A 15,300-nucleotide genomic window follows, 5' to 3' on the forward strand; every position below is an offset into this window, starting at 1 on the left:
CCGGGTGGGCCGGGCGGAGGTGGTTTTCCATTCTGAGTCGGTTGTCGCCGCAAGGCCGCTGAAAGTGCTGAATTCTGCCCTCCTTTCCGAAGTATGCCGCAAGTTTGAGGCTGGATTCAATGCGGGCTTCACATTCCAATATTTTCCGTTATAATGCGCCGTTTCCCGCCGGAGTACCCGGTGTATCCAAAATCATCGTGACTAAGGTAAGGTTAAAGAGATGGTAACCATTCGTCTTTCCAGAACTGGCGCAAAGAAGCGCCCCTTCTACCACATCGTCGTGACCGACAGCCGTAATCCACGTGATGGCCGTTACATCGAGCGCCTCGGCTTCTTCAATCCGGTTGCCACCGGTGGCGAGGAGCCGCTGCGGATCAATCGCGATCGCGTCGATCACTGGATCTCCCAGGGTGCGCAGACCTCTGACCGTGTTGCGGATCTGCTGAAACGGGCTGCCAAAGCCGCAGCCTGAGCCCGGATCTGACGGTTCGGGGAAGCCCATTCCTGCCAAGGCGGACAGAATGATGCAGTCCGACGAGATGGTGGTGATGGGGCGGGTTTCCGGCGTGTTCGGTGTGTGTGGCTGGTTTAAAGTCTACTCCGACACCAAACCCCGCGAAGGCATCCTCCAGTACTCCCAATGGTACCTACAGCAGCATGGGGAGTGGCGTGAGGTCAAGTTGCTGGAGGGCAAGCGCCAAGGCAAAGGGGTAATTGCCAAGATCCAGGGTTGTGATGACCGCGATCAGGCGGCCGCGCTGCAGGACAGCAAGATCGCGATTCGCCGGGCGCAGCTGCCAGCACTGGAAGCAGGTGAATACTATTGGACCGACCTGGAGGGATTACGGGTCGAGACCCTCGATGGAGTCGAGCTGGGGCGGGTCAGCTACCTGTTTGAGACCGGCGCCAACGATGTGGTCGTGGTCAAGGGAGAGCGGGAGCGGATGATTCCCTACACCTGGGGTGAGGCGATCCGCAGGGTCGATCTGGCTGCTGGGCTGATGCTGGTTGACTGGGACCCGGAGTTTTAGGGAACGATGCGCTTCGACGTGATCAGCGTCATGCCGCAGATGTTCGATGCCTTGCAACAGCAGGGCGTGGTTGGCCGGGCGCTGCAACGGGGACAGGCGGAGTTAAGACTCTGGAATCCGCGGGACTACACCAGCGATCTGCACCGCACGGTGGATGACCGCCCCTATGGCGGCGGCCCAGGCATGGTGATGAAGTACGAGCCACTGCAGGCCGCTATCGAGGCCGCCAGGAGTGGCCGGCCGGATGCGAAGCTGGCCTATCTGAGTCCGCAGGGGCAGCGCTTCGATCAGCGGGTCGCGACAGAGATGGCCGCCTCAGGTGAAGATCTAATCCTGATCGCGGGTCGATACGAAGGGATCGACGAGCGCATCATCGAGCGCAATGTCGATCAGGAGTGGTCGATCGGCGATTATGTGCTGAGCGGTGGTGAGTTGGCGGCGATGGTGCTGATGGACGCAGTGATCCGCCTGTTGCCCGGGGTGCTCGGTGCGGCGGAGTCGGCTGAGCAGGATTCGTTCATGGACGGCCTGCTGGATTGCCCGCACTACACCCGTCCAGAACTGATAGACGGCATGCAGGTGCCGAAGATCCTGCAGAGTGGTAATCACGAGTTGATTCGACGCTGGCGCCTCAAACAGGCGCTAGAGCGGACGTTGCAGCGGCGGCCCGATCTTCTGCAAGGGCGCCGGATGACGGCCGAAGAAGAGAAGCTTTTTAATGAAATCAGAGCGGCGTCGGGAGACGCGGAGCGAGAACAGGAGCAATAGACCATGAGCAAAATCATCGAGCAGCTCGAAGCCGAGCAGATGGGCCGTGAGGTTCCAGAGTTTGGCCCCGGCGACACCGTGATTGTTAAGGTGCGGGTAAAAGAGGGTAGCCGTGAGCGGCTGCAGGCGTTCGAGGGTGTGGTCATCGCCAAGCGTAACCGTGGCCTCAACTCTGCATTCACCGTGCGTAAGATGTCCCACGGCGAAGGCGTCGAGCGCGTGTTTCAGACCTACAGTGCACTGGTGGCCGATATCAAAGTGACCCGTCGTGGCGACGTGCGTCGCGCCAAGCTCTACTACCTGCGCGGTCGTACTGGTAAGGCAGCACGCATTAAAGAGAAGATCTAACCTCCTTCTCCTGGTCATCGATAAAGAGCCGTTCCGGCCTCGGCTGGAGCGGCTTTTTTATGCCTGGCAAAGTGCAAGCATACTGGCTTGCAGCGACAACTCTCTGGATGAGAGACTGCGGGTTTGTCACGGCAGGGCCTAATGATGCAGACATTCTACTGGCACGACTACGAAACCTGGGGCGCCGATCCGAAGCGGGACCGGCCGGCCCAGTTTGGCGGACTGCGTACCGATGCGGAGCTGGAGCCGATCGGCGAACCGTTGGTGATCTACAGTCGTCCCAGCGATGATATGCTGCCCCAGCCGGAGGCCTGCATGGTGACCGGCATCAGCCCGCAACTGGCGTACGCAAAGGGCGTGCCGGAGGCAGAGTTCATTGCCCAGATCCATCGTGAGTTGGCCCAGCCTGGCACCTGTGGGGTCGGGTACAATTCGATCCGCTTCGATGACGAGTTCACCCGTTTCACCCTCTATCGCAACCTCTTCGACCCCTACGCCCGGGAGTGGCAGAATGGCAACTCCCGCTGGGACATCATCGACATGGTGCGCCTCACCCATGCCTTGCGACCAGAGGGGATAGAGTGGCCGAGCGATGCGGCAGGGCGGCCCAGCTTCCGTCTGGAACTGCTGACCGCCGCCAACGGCATCGCCCACCAGGCGGCTCACGATGCCCTTTCAGACGTGTACGCGACCATCGCCCTGGCGCGGCTGATCAAACAGCGCCAGCCGCGCCTCTACGGCTACCTGCTGAGCCATCGCAACAAGCATCAGCTGCGTGACCTGCTCAACCTCAAGGCGACGCCTCCCATACTGCTGCATGTCTCCTCCATGTACCCGGTTGAGCTGGGGTGCATCGCGCCGGTGGTGGCGCTGGCGCAACATCCGACGAACAGTAACGGTGTGATTGTCTTCGACCTGCGCCAGGATCCAGCGCCGCTGTTGGAATTGGATGATGAGCAGATCCATCAGCGTCTATTTACCCCGACCGCTGATCTGCCTGAAGGCGTGGAGCGTATCCCGCTGAAGACGGTGCATCTCAACAAGTGTCCGGTGCTGGTGCCGACCAACACCCTGACGGCGGAAGCGGCGGAGCGTTGGCAGATCAACCTTGAACAGGCGGAACGGCATCGCCAGCAGCTGCTGTCAGCGCCTGAGTTGCAGGCGAAGATTAGCCGTGTCCACCAGATGAAGCAGTTCGAGCCTCAGACGGACCCGGATCTGAGTCTGTACAGCGGTCCATTCTTCAGTGAAGACGATCGTCGCCGCATGCAGCAGATCCGCGAGACTCCGGTTGATCAGCTGGCCGGGCTGCACTTTGCGTTTGACGATGCGCGCCTGCCGGAGATGCTGTTTCGTTACCGCGCCCGCAACTGGCCGGAGACGCTCAACGAAACGGAGCGGCAGCGCTGGGATGAGTATCGTCAGACACGTCTGTTTGATGCGGATGGCGGTGGTGCTATCCAGCTGGATGAGTATCTGGCCCAGCTTGATCTGCTGGCGGCAGATGAGGGGCTCTCCGCTGAGCGCCGCGCACTACTTCCCCAACTGCTGGAGTGGGCGGAGCGCGTCGCGGAGAGCGGCTAAAGAGCCTCTGAACGAATCATGGACGGGTAGCCTTGCCGTTCGAATTTCTGCTCGCTCAGATTTCTTCAAGAGGCCCCTGATCAGTCGTCCAACCAGCCCTGTAGCGCTTCGATCACCGCCTTGGCCTGGTCCCGGCTGGAGATGTTGAACTTCGACTTCGGCAGGTATTCACCGTTGCGCTTCTGGTAGCGGCGGATGGTGTACTTCTCCGGACCGTACTCCTCCTTGGCGCGATTCCACTCCTGATAGCGGAAGATGAGGGTGGTCCAGGCTCCTTTCGTGAGCACAACCTTGTCCAGTTCTTTGACAATGTCGATGCCGTCTTCAGTGTAGGTGACTGTCAGCTCGTCGGGTGTAGATGCCATAGTTGTCGCTTCTAAAAGTTGATGATGGGTTGCAGGGGAACGTTACATGTCCGGTTTTCCGGCAACGGCGCCATATTTGTGCAGGATTGCGATGATCGCCTCGGAGTTGTTGGCGATGGCTAGCTGCAAGGCGGTTTGTCCGGCGTGATTGCGTTGGTTTACCTCTGCCCCTTTGGCGATCAGGTGTTTGACGATTACCCGATGGTCCTGGAGCACCGCGATGTGCAGGGGGGTGTTGCCATCCTTGTCGGTGACGTTGATCTTGGCTCCCCGCTTGATGAGAAACTCGATGATATCCCGGCTGGCGCTGTTGGAGCGTACCGCCTCGATCAGCATTTTGTTTGGCTCGAACTGCGCCCCCTGGTCTGCCAGCTGGCGTGCAATCAGAGGCCGGCGTGCCATCACCGCGGTGTAGATGGGGCTCTTGCCGAAGGTATTTTTTGCATCGATATCCGCGCCATGGTCGAGCAGGATGCTCACCACTACCAGCAGACCGCGTTCAGCAGCCACGTGCAGTGGTGTGCGTCCATCCGGGCCGGTGGCATTGATATCGGCGTCCCAGTAGAGGTTACGCTCGATCTGATCGATATCCCCCACATGCACCGCCCGATAGAGATTGATGGTGGGGCGGTCGGGTTTACTGCAGCCGGCCATCAGCAGCAGCGCAAGCAGGCTGGGTAGAAGAATGGGATGAAGTTTCATGTAGCGATGGTAAAACGTGGTGAGAGGCGTCTGCAAGCCCGATCGTAGCCAGGGTGTCGCTGCCCATGATAGGGTTCGGGGCTATGATTACAAAGCTGTTATTGACCCTCGGGGTGATTGGAATCGCTTGGTTGGTGCTGCGCCAGCGTGCCCGCAGGGTGCGGCAGATCGAGGCGGCAGAGCGGTCTCCGCAGCTGAGTGCGCCTGCCAAGCCGAGCGGGATGGTTACGCCACGCCTGGCCGCCTACGGATTGGTGATATTCATGATCCTGGTCAGCAGCCTGTTCCTCTATCTTCAGTGGCGCGACGAATATCGCATCGTCACGGTGCGGGTGGTCAACACCCAGACCGGCGAGAGCCTCATCTACGAGGCACGGCGCGGTGATGTGGAAGGGCGCCATTTCGAGACCCTCGACGGCCGGGTAATCACCGTAGCGGACGTGGAGCGGATTGAGATGGGCCGGGAGTCGCGCCAGCGCTAGGAGCCTGTCGGATTTAACACTGTTTGGCTGTAAACCCCTGGATGGCGATAAACTGGGTTGATCACCATCCAGGGATTTTTCCCCAAGGGCACTTCCTTCGGGGTAGGCTCAAACGGATAATCTGACTAGGCTCCTAGTCTTGCCGTTTTAGCGCCGCGCGGCCCGATCATTGCCGCCCGGCAGCCGTAAAAAGAGAGCAGATGGGGATATCGCACACACTGATCCGCCTCAGCTACGCCTTGGAGGGCTCGGCCCGCTATCGGCGGGCCAAGCACTTCTTCTACGACTTGCTGGAGAACCCTCTGGCGCCGGTGCGGCCCTACTTCGATATCTTCATGATCCTGCTGGTGCTGTTGAGCGTCTGGCTGCTGATCTATGAGGTGCGCCACGACCTGGGGCTGATCGATGATGTGGTCGAGCGCATCGCGGTGACTGTTTTCATCCTCGAATATCTGCTGCGCTTCTGGATCTACAACGACAGCCACGCCATCATCCTCAAACATTACGAACGGGCGGAGTTTGTCAATGAGCGGTTTCGCCTCTGGCCGGCGCTGCGCGAGATCCTCGCCCGGAAATGGGATTACATGAGTCAACCGCTGGCGGTCATCGATCTGCTGGCGATTATTCCCAGCTATCGTCCACTGCGCTTTCTGCGCATCTTCCTGCTGTTCCGTCTGTTTAAGCTGTTTCGCTACACCCGCAGTATCAGTGGATTCGTCAAGGTGTTGTCAGAGAAGCGCACTGAGTTGCTGACGCTGCTCATCTTCATGGCCTTTATCACCTTTACCGCCGCCACCGCCTTCTTCTTTTTTGAGTTCGAGTCATCCGGCCTTCAGTTCAACTCCTTTGTTGACAGTCTCTACTGGGCGGTGGTGACCATGTCGACGGTGGGCTACGGCGATATCACGCCCCAGACCATCGAGGGGCGGGTCATCACCCTGGTGTTGATTATCTCGGGACTTGGTGTGATCGCCTTTTTCACCTCGATCATCGTCTCCGGTTTTGGTGAAAAGATGCACGAGGTGCGCTCACTGCGGGTCTACTCTGAGGTGGAGCGCAAGCGGGTCGGCATCATCCTGTGCGGTTTTGGGCGCGTGGGTGAGGTGGTGGCGCAGCGCTTGGCAGAGGAGATGAACCCGTTTGTGGTGGTTGATACGCGGGAGTCGGCAATCCATCTCGCCAAACAGCGCGGCTATCTGGCGGTGCAGGGCAATGCCGAGGATAGTCAGTTGTTGGCAAATCTGGGGGTTGAACGCTGGGTTGAGCGGCTGCTTTGTCTGACCGGCAATGATGTGATCAACGTTTACATCACCCTCTCTGCGCGGCAGATGAACCGGCAGATCGAGATCATCTCCCGCGCCAACCACCGGGAGAATATCACCAAGTTGATGCGGGCCGGTGCCACTCATACCGTGGCGCCCTACGAGGTGGCTGGTCTGATTGCGGCGGAGTATGTGGGCCAGCCGGTGGCGTTCGAGGCAATCTACGGCATGCTGTCTGGCGAGCGCGAGGTGGGGGTCGATGCGGTGCGCATCCATCCGGGGGCGAAGCTGGTAGGGTGTCGACTGGGTGAGGTCGACTTCCAACAGAGCAAGCTGATCGCGTTTGGTGTGGTGCGGGATGGTAGCGCGCCGCCGGAGGGGCAGACACATCTGTTTGAGCTGGGTGGGCGGGTGTTTCACTTCAACCCAAAACACGACTTTGAACTGGCGGCGGGGGATCTGCTGTTGTTGTTTGGACACGAATACAGCATCGCCCATTTTCGCGATGCCCTTGAACGAGGTGGGCTGTGAATCGCGATCTGCGTGTCCTGATCTTCGGCGCCGACGCGCTGGCCCAGGAGGTGGCGGGGCAGCTGACCGAACGCGGTCTGCGGGTGCCCATGTTCAGCAGCGATCAGGAGAAGGTGCGCGGCCTGTGTGAGCGGGGCTTCGACGCCCGTGAGCTGGACTATACCGACGACGACCAGCTTCGCTCGGTGGGGCTTGGTTCGGGGATTGATATCATCTTCGGTCTGTTCGACGAGGAGTCGAAAAACGTCTTTCTCACCCTCTCCGCCCGTGCCCTGGAGCCTGAGCTGAAGATCGTCTGTGTGGTGGAGTCAGCGCGGGGCAAAGAGAAGATGCTGGCCGCCGGTGCTAGCAAGGTGCTCGACCCTTTTGAGATCAGCGGACGCAAGATCCACGACCTGATCGCCCGGCCGATGATTGTGGAGATGCTCGATCGCACCCTCTTCGGCAAGTATATGGACATTGCTGAGATCAAGATCCCGGCAGGCTCCTGTCTCGCGGGTCGGCCGCTGAGCCAGATCGAATTACATCGGCGCTACGATGTGATTCTGATAGGGGTGGTCGATCTGGAGATGGGGGAGCGGCTGATCTTCAGTACCAGCGGGGTGGATCACAAGATCGATGCGGGGGATATGCTGGTGGTGATTGGTCCGCATCAGGAGATCGCCCGCCTGATTGGGGATGTGGAGCAGAATCAGAGCGACAGCCTTGAGGCTGCCGTTCAGAAACCTTAGGCTGGCGCGCTCTCCAGTAGATTGCCGAGTTGCTCTGATACTCCACCCTGAGCCTGCAGTGCTTGCTGCGGTGTCGCTTTCAATTGTGCCAGGATCTGCTCGAGGGTGGAGCGGGCCTGCTGCGGGGTTTCAATCCGGGGAGATGTCTGTTCCACCCGGCTCTGCTCCATCTCATAAAGCTGCCGCGCTTTTTCCACATCCACTTGAGTGTCGGGCCGGCTCGGCTGAGAGGCGTCGCTGGCTGCAGCTGCATGCCTGGCCTCACCCGCAGTTCTGTTGCGGTTTGACTCTATCTGTCGGTTGCTCGGGTTGGTGACCGATTTGTCGGGGTGGATTGGGGTTACCATACTTATGGACTCCTCTGGTGTCGGGTAATTGACAGATTCATCTGGGGTTCAGTTTCCAGAGGCTAAGCTGCGAAAAACATGCCAACCTGCATGGCAGTATAGTTGATCGTGCAAGAGTAGAGGTCAGTAGAGAATGGGCGGGATCAAATCTGGAATCAAAACCGCACTGCTGGGCACGTTTTGCTTTTGGCTATTCGGCAACAGTGCGCTGGCTGTCGAACAGGCGGAGCTGTGGCGCTATCAGATCTCTTACCAGGGGATACTCTCCGGCTTCATGCCGATGGCGATTGCCGATGCCGAACTGCGTCTGCCGGCTCAGCCACAGTTGCTGAATGGCAGGCCGGTGCGCACCGCCCTATTACAGGTTTCGACAGCGGCCTATGGCAAGGCGGAGTTGATCTACCCGCTGCGCTACCGATATCAGAGCTGGTTCGATCCACAGGTCCAAGATGCGCTGCTGGTGAAAGAGGAGTTGACCACCGACCAACGCCAGCGGGAGCTGCTCTGGTTCGACCGTCAGGGGCGGCAGGCTGTGCGTATTGAGATGTCTGAGCCGGAGCCGGCTGGTGAGCCGCTGCCGCTTCAGCTGGACGACCTGTTGGAGGGCTGGCAGGCTGATGGCGAACAGGCAGTGCTTTCAAATCGGGTGGATCTGCAAGCGGCGACCTACGACTACTACTCCCTGTTGCAGCGATTGCGCAGGGTTGAGCTGACAGCGGGTGAGGTGCTGGAACTACCGGTGTTTACCGGCAAGGCGCTGAAGCGCTATCGGGTGGAGGTGGCTAGCGAGGTTGCCGGAGGAGGCAATCTGTGGCGATTGCGTCTTACCAGTCTGGAGGCGGATGGACGCCCATCCGACAAGTTTCTGCTGGTCTGGCTGACGGCTGACGAGCGGCGCATTCCGTTGCGCTTCCATGCCGAGCGTCCGTTTGGCAGCCTTGATGCGGTCCTGGTGGGAGAGGGCGGCGAAAGTCAGATCGCGGCGGGCCTCTCCTATCATGAGACTGAGGGAATAGGCGACCTGCTAAACTGGGGCGACTGAGCTCGCCAGATTCCGCGATCCACGATGAATAAGACGGGCTGAGCCCTCTGCCAGTTCACTCCTCCTGCTCTTTCTTCTCCGGCTCTTCGATCTGCAGGTGGCTGATATCGGGCAGCACTGGCGGCACCACGATCTCATTGAACTCATCCAGGTTGCCCTGCTGGGCTGGCGCAAGGCTCAGCTCATGGGTGTCGATCTCGACTGGCGGTGCGGCTTCGGTCTCATCGATGATGCTGCCCACCGCACCGAGTTGTAGGTGACTGGTGTCGGGGAGCGGCGCCGCTTCGCCCTGCAACGCGAACGCCTCCAGGCTGCCGCTGTTGGCTGGCGCCAGGGTCATGCCGGATGCGCTCTCTGCAGCCTGTTGCTTTGTGGCGGTTGCAGTGGGCGCCGGAGTGCGGTGCGGTGTGGCTGGCGGCGCATCGCCGGCCGGTTTCTGCGCCGGCTGGATATCGACCAGCGCGCCGGCTTCACGAAATGCGACCCGGTATTTGACCGCGGTATCCATGTCGACCCCCCGCTTGACGGGAATCGGCTTGCCGGTAAACAGGCGGTCGAGCTTTTCGCCCTCGAGCTTGAAGATCTTGCCGATGTGGCGTTTCACCCGAGCTGGGTCCTGGCCGCTGATCATCTGGCCGGAGAAGAAAATGTCGTAGGTATCGAAGCTCATGGTATCTGATCCTCCCTGCGGGGATTGCCATGTCTTTTTCCATGCATATAGCACAGATGTTTTTATAGAGCTTGAGAGCGATTTTGGTGGAGTGTACCTGAGCCAGTCTACCTCGCAAGCGCAAAAGCATTGATGATTATCATCAGCTGGCCTGGTTCACACTTGTAGTATCCTCCCCCTCACACAACAACCCGGAAGAGAGAGCAGTATGATTCAACTCAGGAGATTAGTGACTATCGGTAGCTTGTTCGTGATGGGGGGCGCAGCGATCCCGACCCAAGCCGCTACCCTGGATGGCAAACAGGTGCCGCTAAATCAGCTGAGCGCCGAGAGCTGCAAGGATTGCCACAAGGCGATCTACAAGCAGTGGAAGGGCTCGATGCACGCTAACAGCACCGCATTAAAAGACCCGATTCACGGCGCTCTCTACCGAAAACTGATCGGCGACCCGAGCCAGCCGGGGCAGACCGATAAGAAGGGCAACTTTCCGGTCTGTCTCAACTGCCATGCACCCAACGCGGCCCGTGACACGAGCACCGAACTGGATGCCATGCCGGCCTACAACGAGGGGGTGAGCTGCGTCTCCTGCCACAGCTTTGTGCATAACAAAGGGGCTGGGTTTGTCGATGGCAAGCCGGTGCTGGGGCTGAAGGCCTATGAGGTGTCGGACCAGCTACAGGGGCCGATGGGCTTTGTGCATGAGCAGGGGGCTGCTGCGGATGCCCTGCGCAAGGCGCTGGATGATGAGGGTGAACTGAACCCCCATTTGGGGCGTGATAATCAGGGAAGGGCCTACCTGCCGGCGAAAGAGGTTGCGGAGCTCGATCTGCCGCTGCAAGGCAATACTAGTCTACAGACCTCCAATGCGTGTCTGGGCTGCCACGACAAGATGCAGAATGTGCATGGCGTGCCGCTCTGCGCCACCGGTGATGAGTACGACAAGAGCGCGACCCAGGAGAGCTGCCAGTCGTGCCACATGGCCTCGGTCAAGGGGGTGGCGGATCACAGCATGGGGGGTGGTCACAGCGTCGGTGTGTTGAAGCGCGCGGTAAAGTTGGACCTGCAGGTAGAGCCAGAGGCGGGTCAGCTTGCAGTGAAGGTCCAGCTGCATAACAAGAGCGCCCACAACGTGCCTACTGGTGCACCGTTTCGCAATATGTACCTGAAGCTGAGTGCATTTGATGTCAACGGCAAGCTACTGTGGCAGAACTTTCAGAAACATCCGATGAAGGAGGACCCGCAGGCCTTTTTCGTTTACGCACTGGCGGATAAGGAGGGCAAACCGGCAATGCCACCGATGGCCACTCAGGTGGTGAAGAACACCCGCCTGCAGCCCTATGAACGGCGGGCCCTGGAGTATCGGATTACGGCTGATAACGTAAAAAGCGTGCGCGCCGAGCTCTACTTCAACCTGCTCTCACCGGGCATGGTGAAGAAGATGAAGGCGCTGCCGGATGCGCTGAAGGCGCCGAAGCGCATTGGTTGGAGTGAAGTCCAGCTCTAAGAGAGGGGCCAAGCCGGAGTTGGTTTTGACTCCGGCTTGGCCGATAGAATGGACCGCTATTTCACGAAGATGGCTGGCTAAAATGCCAGATCAGTGAAGTGGGGTGCTGAAGAAATCAAAGAAAATCCACATGATGATGGATGATGCAATCAAGGTAAGCAGCATCGCGGGTGTGCCTTTGCGAAACCAAAGCCCAGGGGTGATGCGCAGGCTGTCATCCCCCGTCTCTTTCGCAAGACGTTCAGAAATGGTCACGATAAAGACATTGGCGGTGGAGCCCAGATGGGTGCCATTACCGCCCATGCCGACGCCAACGGCCAGAGACCACCACAGGGGCGCAACATTGATGCCCTGGGATTCCATGCCGAGAAGGATCGGAATCATGGCGGCGGTAAACGGGATGTTATCGATCATTGCAGAAAGGATGGCCGCAGCCCACATCAGCATAATGGATGCCAGCAACAGGTCCGACTCAACAAATGGACGGATAAACTGCCCCAGATACTCAAGAAAGTGGCTGTTTTCTACGCCACCCACCAGCACGAACAGGGAGGCAAAGAACATCAACAGACTCATCTCCACATCCTGAAGCGAGCTATCCATATCGACCTTTCTGCCAATGAACAACAGGACGGTCAGACCTAAAACAGCTACCACCCAGGGTTCCCAATGCAGCGCGTGGTGGACGATAAATAGGACAACCATTACCGCAAGTACGCCCAAGGCGGCGTACCAGGTCTGAGGGTCTGCCAGTTCTTCCAGCTTGGAAAAGTCAGGCCGGGTGGTTTCTGCTTTGAGTTCTTTCGCAAACAGCCATTTCTGCGCCACCAAAATGGTCAGCCAGGCCACAAGAACTAGCCCGCCCATGTGAATAAAAAAAGTATTGAAGTCGATATGGGCGGCTGAGCCGATCATCAGGTTAGGTGGGTCGCCGACTAGTGTGGCAACACCGCCAGTGTCTGACAGCAGCGCGGCTGCCAGCAGATAGGGCACCGGACTCACCTTGAGCGCTTGGCTGATCAGTATGATCAGCGGGCCGAAGATGACCACCGTAGTGACATTGTCCAGCAACAGGGAGATGACGGTAACCGCTGTTCCCAGCAACGCCAGTAAGAGAAACTGACGCCCCTTGCTGATATCAGCAATACGATAGGCGAGTGCTTGGAAGCCACCCGTTGGGATCATGATCGACACGATGGTCATCATTGCCCCAAGCAAAAACACCACATTCCAGTCGATAGCATGCAGCGCTCTCTCAGGGTCGTAAAAACCCATGAGCTGACCTGCTAAAACCATTAATGCAGCACCGCCCATGGCAAACTTGGTGCGGTGAAAGCCGTGCACGCCCTCGGTGAAGATGCCGACAAAAGTTGCGGCGAGTATGGCCCCTGAAATAGCCATCTGGTTATTCCAGATTAGGGCCTCCGTAAGAATATGAGATTCCATTATCAAGCTGCCTTAGAAAACAAGGTTCATCATTACCATCATCACCACCAGAAACAGCACCGTCATGATGCCGCCGGCCTTCATGAAGTCGGGCACCCGGTAGCCACCCGGCCCCATAATCAAGGCGTTGACCTGGTGGGTGGGGATGAGGAAGGAGTTTGAGGTAGCGATCGCCACGGTCAAGGCAAATACCGCGGGGTTGGCACCGGCGCCAATGGCGATGTTGACCGCCAGCGGCACCAGCAGCACGGTGGCGCCGACGTTGGACATCACCAGGGTGAAGAAGGTGGCGAGTGCTGCCACCGAGCCCTGGATCACCCAGATCGGCATGTCGCCCACCACTGAGAGCACCTGATCGGCGATCCATTTGGCGGTGCCGGAGGTCTCCACCGCCAGGCCGTAGGGGGATCAGTGAAGCGAGCAGGAATACGGTCTTCCAGCTCACTGCCTCATAGGCTTCCTCGATCTTCAGCACGCCGGAGAGCACCATCCCCATGGCGCCGGTGAGCAGGGCCACCGAGAGGCGGATGTCGGTGAACAGCACCATGAACAGGGCGATGCCGAAGAAGATGCCAGCTGCCCCGACCTTGTTTGGACGCAGCTCCTCATGCGGGAATTCGGTGGTCACCACCACAAAGTTGCGGTCTTTTTCGATGCGGGCCAGGACATCCCAGGGGGTGTGTACTACCAGGGTGTCGCCAGCCTGAAAGGGCGTGTTGCGGATGTCTTCGCCCTCGCGCATCGTCTCGCCGTTGCGGTGCAGAGCAATCATGGCCAGGCCGTAGGTTTTGCGCAGCCAGACGTCGCGGGCGCTTTTGCCGACCAGGTTGGAGCCCGGCGGGATGACTACCTCAGCGATACCGGCCTTGGTGGCGGCCAGCGACTCGGCGAAGGTGCGCAGCTCGCTGCGCTGCTTCAGGCCATACTTCTCGGCAAAGTGGGCCAGGGCCTGTGGGTCGGCCACTACGCCCAGCACCATGCCGGCGACAAATTCGGTGTCACGGGCCAGGGTGCCGGCGCCGATGCGGCTCTCCTCGCCGGAGCGTTTGCTGGCGATGACGCGCACCCGATAGGCGGTCTCTACATCATCCAGTTTGTGGCCGATCAGACTGCTGTTATTGGTCACCACCACTTCGGAGAGGGCGAAGTCCACGCCATATATCTCCTGGAAATACTGCATTGGATCGGAGCCGCTGGTGCTGCTCTCGTTATCGCTCTTGGTTGTAGGCAGAACGAATCGGCCGGCCAGGACAAAGTAAAGAATGCCGGTGGCCACCAGCACCAGGCCGACAGGGGTCACCGAGAACAGGCCCCAAGTCTCCATCTGCTGCTCCGCGGGCAGAGCCTGGTTAGAGGTGAGAATCAGGTCGTTGAGCAGGATCAGCGGGCTGGAACCGACCATGGTCACGGTGCCGCCGAGGATTGCGCAGAAGCCCATTGGCATCAGCAGGCGTGACATTGGCAGGCCGGAGCGGGCCGAGATGCGCGCTACCACCGGCAGGAACAGCGCTGCGGCGCCGACATTCTGCATGAACGAGGAGATGATGCCGACGGTGGCGGAGATGATCGGGATGATGCGCGTCTCGGTGGTGCCGCCGACATTTAGGATGAAGGCTGCCACCTTGCTCATGATGCCGGTCTTGTCGAGACCGGCGCCGATGATCATCACCGCGATGATCGAGATCACTGCGTTGGAGGAGAAGCCGTCGAACAGATGCTTGGTATCCACCAGTCCCTGATCCAGTCCCATGTAGGGCGCCAGCAAACTGGTTAGTCCGAGCAGCACCATCACGGTGATTGCTGCCACATCGACGCCTACCACCTCGAAGGCGAACAGGTAGATGGTCAGCATCAGGATCGCGCCGACCCAGGCGATCTCGACGCTCGGCACCGCCCAGGCGAGTAGCAGGGCGCCGGCCAGGAAGATGGCGGCGGCTATGATCTGTTTTGGCGACAGAATGCCGGGGGCGGCAATCGTCTGTTCTTCATCTGCAAGTTTGTTCATCTCTCTCCTCTTGATATGGAGCAAATAGTGTTGTTGTCTGGATTATCTGCCCGGCACCGGTCGGCCGGGTCGATGGTGAAATTTAGGCGGCGGAGCGCTGATAGCTCACTTCTGGTCTGCGGTCTTCGATCAGTACCAGCGGCACCGGGATCTGCCCGCCGTGATGCGGGATCACCTCTTCAACCAGTACTCGGACGCTGGTGTCGTCAGGTATTCCCACCAGGAACAGCAGTGAAGGGTGATTGCAGATATATTCGAGGATTCCGGTGGTGACGTCGGAACCGAGCGGGAGGGTGCGGCTGATAACGCCAGCTTGGCGCAGCTGCTCTTCCAGCTCGTTGATGCGGCTCTGTTCGATCTCTCCATGCAGCAGCAGATCGATCTGCGCTCCTTGCTGCAGGCAGGTATCGATTGCGTAGTCGAGCGGCGCGCCAGCGCCACGGCCATCACTGATCAGGGCAACACGCTTTGGCTGAGCGCTG

At 59.3% G+C, this 15,300-nt stretch carries 16 protein-coding genes and 1 pseudogene; 10 read left to right on the plus strand and 7 right to left on the minus strand.

Going from position 1 to position 15,300, the window contains the following annotated elements:
• Window positions 1-220: 220 nt before the first annotated feature.
• The 5 genes from rpsP (at window position 221) to sbcB (ending at window position 3,731) form a co-directional block, all read left to right on the plus strand.
• Window positions 221-472, plus strand: coding sequence for a 30S ribosomal protein S16 (gene rpsP / locus RIFP1SYM_RS12870; RefSeq protein WP_005965405.1), 252 nt, complete (start codon window positions 221-223; stop codon window positions 470-472).
• 49 nt (window positions 473-521) lie between these two features.
• Entirely contained in the window at window positions 522-1,031 is a 510-nt protein-coding gene (gene rimM / locus RIFP1SYM_RS12875; RefSeq protein ID WP_005965407.1) for a ribosome maturation factor RimM, read from the plus strand.
• A gap of 6 nt (window positions 1,032-1,037) precedes the next feature.
• Window positions 1,038-1,799, plus strand: a complete 762-nt coding sequence (gene trmD / locus RIFP1SYM_RS12880; protein WP_005965409.1) for a tRNA (guanosine(37)-N1)-methyltransferase TrmD — start codon at window positions 1,038-1,040, stop codon at window positions 1,797-1,799.
• A gap of 3 nt (window positions 1,800-1,802) precedes the next feature.
• Complete coding sequence (gene rplS, locus RIFP1SYM_RS12885) at window positions 1,803-2,147, plus strand: 50S ribosomal protein L19 (RefSeq protein WP_005965411.1); 345 nt, start codon at window positions 1,803-1,805, stop codon at window positions 2,145-2,147.
• Window positions 2,148-2,288: 141 nt separating this feature from the next.
• Window positions 2,289-3,731, plus strand: a complete 1,443-nt coding sequence (sbcB, locus tag RIFP1SYM_RS12890) for an exodeoxyribonuclease I (RefSeq protein WP_039960479.1) — start codon at window positions 2,289-2,291, stop codon at window positions 3,729-3,731.
• Between the two features lie 80 nt (window positions 3,732-3,811).
• Here sbcB and RIFP1SYM_RS12895 read toward each other — a convergent pair whose 3' ends face one another.
• Both RIFP1SYM_RS12895 and RIFP1SYM_RS12900 read right to left on the minus strand, forming a co-directional pair.
• Window positions 3,812-4,096, minus strand: coding sequence for a hypothetical protein (locus RIFP1SYM_RS12895; RefSeq protein ID WP_005965415.1), 285 nt, complete (start codon window positions 4,094-4,096; stop codon window positions 3,812-3,814).
• Between the two features lie 42 nt (window positions 4,097-4,138).
• Window positions 4,139-4,798, minus strand: coding sequence for an ankyrin repeat domain-containing protein (locus RIFP1SYM_RS12900; protein ID WP_039960480.1), 660 nt, complete (start codon window positions 4,796-4,798; stop codon window positions 4,139-4,141).
• Window positions 4,799-4,881: 83 nt separating this feature from the next.
• Between RIFP1SYM_RS12900 and RIFP1SYM_RS12905 the strand changes: the two genes are divergently transcribed.
• From RIFP1SYM_RS12905 to RIFP1SYM_RS12915, 3 genes are all read left to right on the plus strand, one after another.
• Window positions 4,882-5,280 carry a hypothetical protein gene (locus RIFP1SYM_RS12905; RefSeq protein WP_039960482.1) on the plus strand — a complete coding sequence of 133 codons (399 nt, stop codon included), beginning with the start codon at window positions 4,882-4,884 and terminating at the stop codon, window positions 5,278-5,280.
• A 200-nt stretch (window positions 5,281-5,480) separates the two neighbouring features.
• Window positions 5,481-7,073, plus strand: a complete 1,593-nt coding sequence (locus RIFP1SYM_RS12910) for a potassium channel family protein (RefSeq protein WP_005965421.1) — start codon at window positions 5,481-5,483, stop codon at window positions 7,071-7,073.
• Complete coding sequence (locus RIFP1SYM_RS12915; protein ID WP_005965423.1) at window positions 7,070-7,804, plus strand: potassium channel family protein; 735 nt, start codon at window positions 7,070-7,072, stop codon at window positions 7,802-7,804. Before RIFP1SYM_RS12910 ends, RIFP1SYM_RS12915 begins: the two co-directional genes overlap by 4 nt.
• Here the strand turns inward: RIFP1SYM_RS12915 and RIFP1SYM_RS12920 are convergent.
• Window positions 7,801-8,151: a hypothetical protein gene (locus RIFP1SYM_RS12920; protein WP_005965424.1), complete on the minus strand. Its 351-nt coding sequence runs from the start codon at window positions 8,149-8,151 to the stop codon at window positions 7,801-7,803. The genes RIFP1SYM_RS12915 and RIFP1SYM_RS12920 overlap by 4 nt on opposite strands.
• A gap of 133 nt (window positions 8,152-8,284) precedes the next feature.
• Between RIFP1SYM_RS12920 and RIFP1SYM_RS12925 the strand changes: the two genes are divergently transcribed.
• Window positions 8,285-9,193: a DUF3108 domain-containing protein gene (locus RIFP1SYM_RS12925; RefSeq protein WP_005965426.1), complete on the plus strand. Its 909-nt coding sequence runs from the start codon at window positions 8,285-8,287 to the stop codon at window positions 9,191-9,193.
• A gap of 55 nt (window positions 9,194-9,248) precedes the next feature.
• On the opposite strand, the gene RIFP1SYM_RS12930 is transcribed toward RIFP1SYM_RS12925, so the two are convergent.
• Window positions 9,249-9,863 carry a hypothetical protein gene (locus RIFP1SYM_RS12930; protein ID WP_050798769.1) on the minus strand — a complete coding sequence of 205 codons (615 nt, stop codon included), beginning with the start codon at window positions 9,861-9,863 and terminating at the stop codon, window positions 9,249-9,251.
• 229 nt (window positions 9,864-10,092) lie between these two features.
• On the opposite strand from RIFP1SYM_RS12930, the gene RIFP1SYM_RS12935 reads away from it, so the two are divergent.
• Complete coding sequence (locus tag RIFP1SYM_RS12935) at window positions 10,093-11,367, plus strand: cytochrome c family protein (RefSeq protein WP_139042142.1); 1,275 nt, start codon at window positions 10,093-10,095, stop codon at window positions 11,365-11,367.
• Between the two features lie 90 nt (window positions 11,368-11,457).
• Here the strand turns inward: RIFP1SYM_RS12935 and RIFP1SYM_RS12940 are convergent, their stop codons facing one another.
• The 3 genes and pseudogenes from RIFP1SYM_RS12940 to RIFP1SYM_RS18275 form a co-directional block, all read right to left on the minus strand.
• Window positions 11,458-12,768, minus strand: a complete 1,311-nt coding sequence (locus RIFP1SYM_RS12940; RefSeq protein ID WP_006473631.1) for an ArsB/NhaD family transporter — start codon at window positions 12,766-12,768, stop codon at window positions 11,458-11,460.
• Between the two features lie 57 nt (window positions 12,769-12,825).
• A pseudogene (locus RIFP1SYM_RS12945) lies at window positions 12,826-14,818 on the minus strand (SLC13 family permease).
• A gap of 82 nt (window positions 14,819-14,900) precedes the next feature.
• On the minus strand, window positions 14,901-15,300 hold a 400-nt coding region (locus RIFP1SYM_RS18275), incomplete at its 5' end, for a hypothetical protein (protein WP_039960481.1).

The organism is endosymbiont of Riftia pachyptila (vent Ph05) (assembly GCF_000224455.1).
Lineage (GTDB): Bacteria > Pseudomonadota > Gammaproteobacteria > Chromatiales > Chromatiaceae > Endoriftia > Endoriftia persephonae.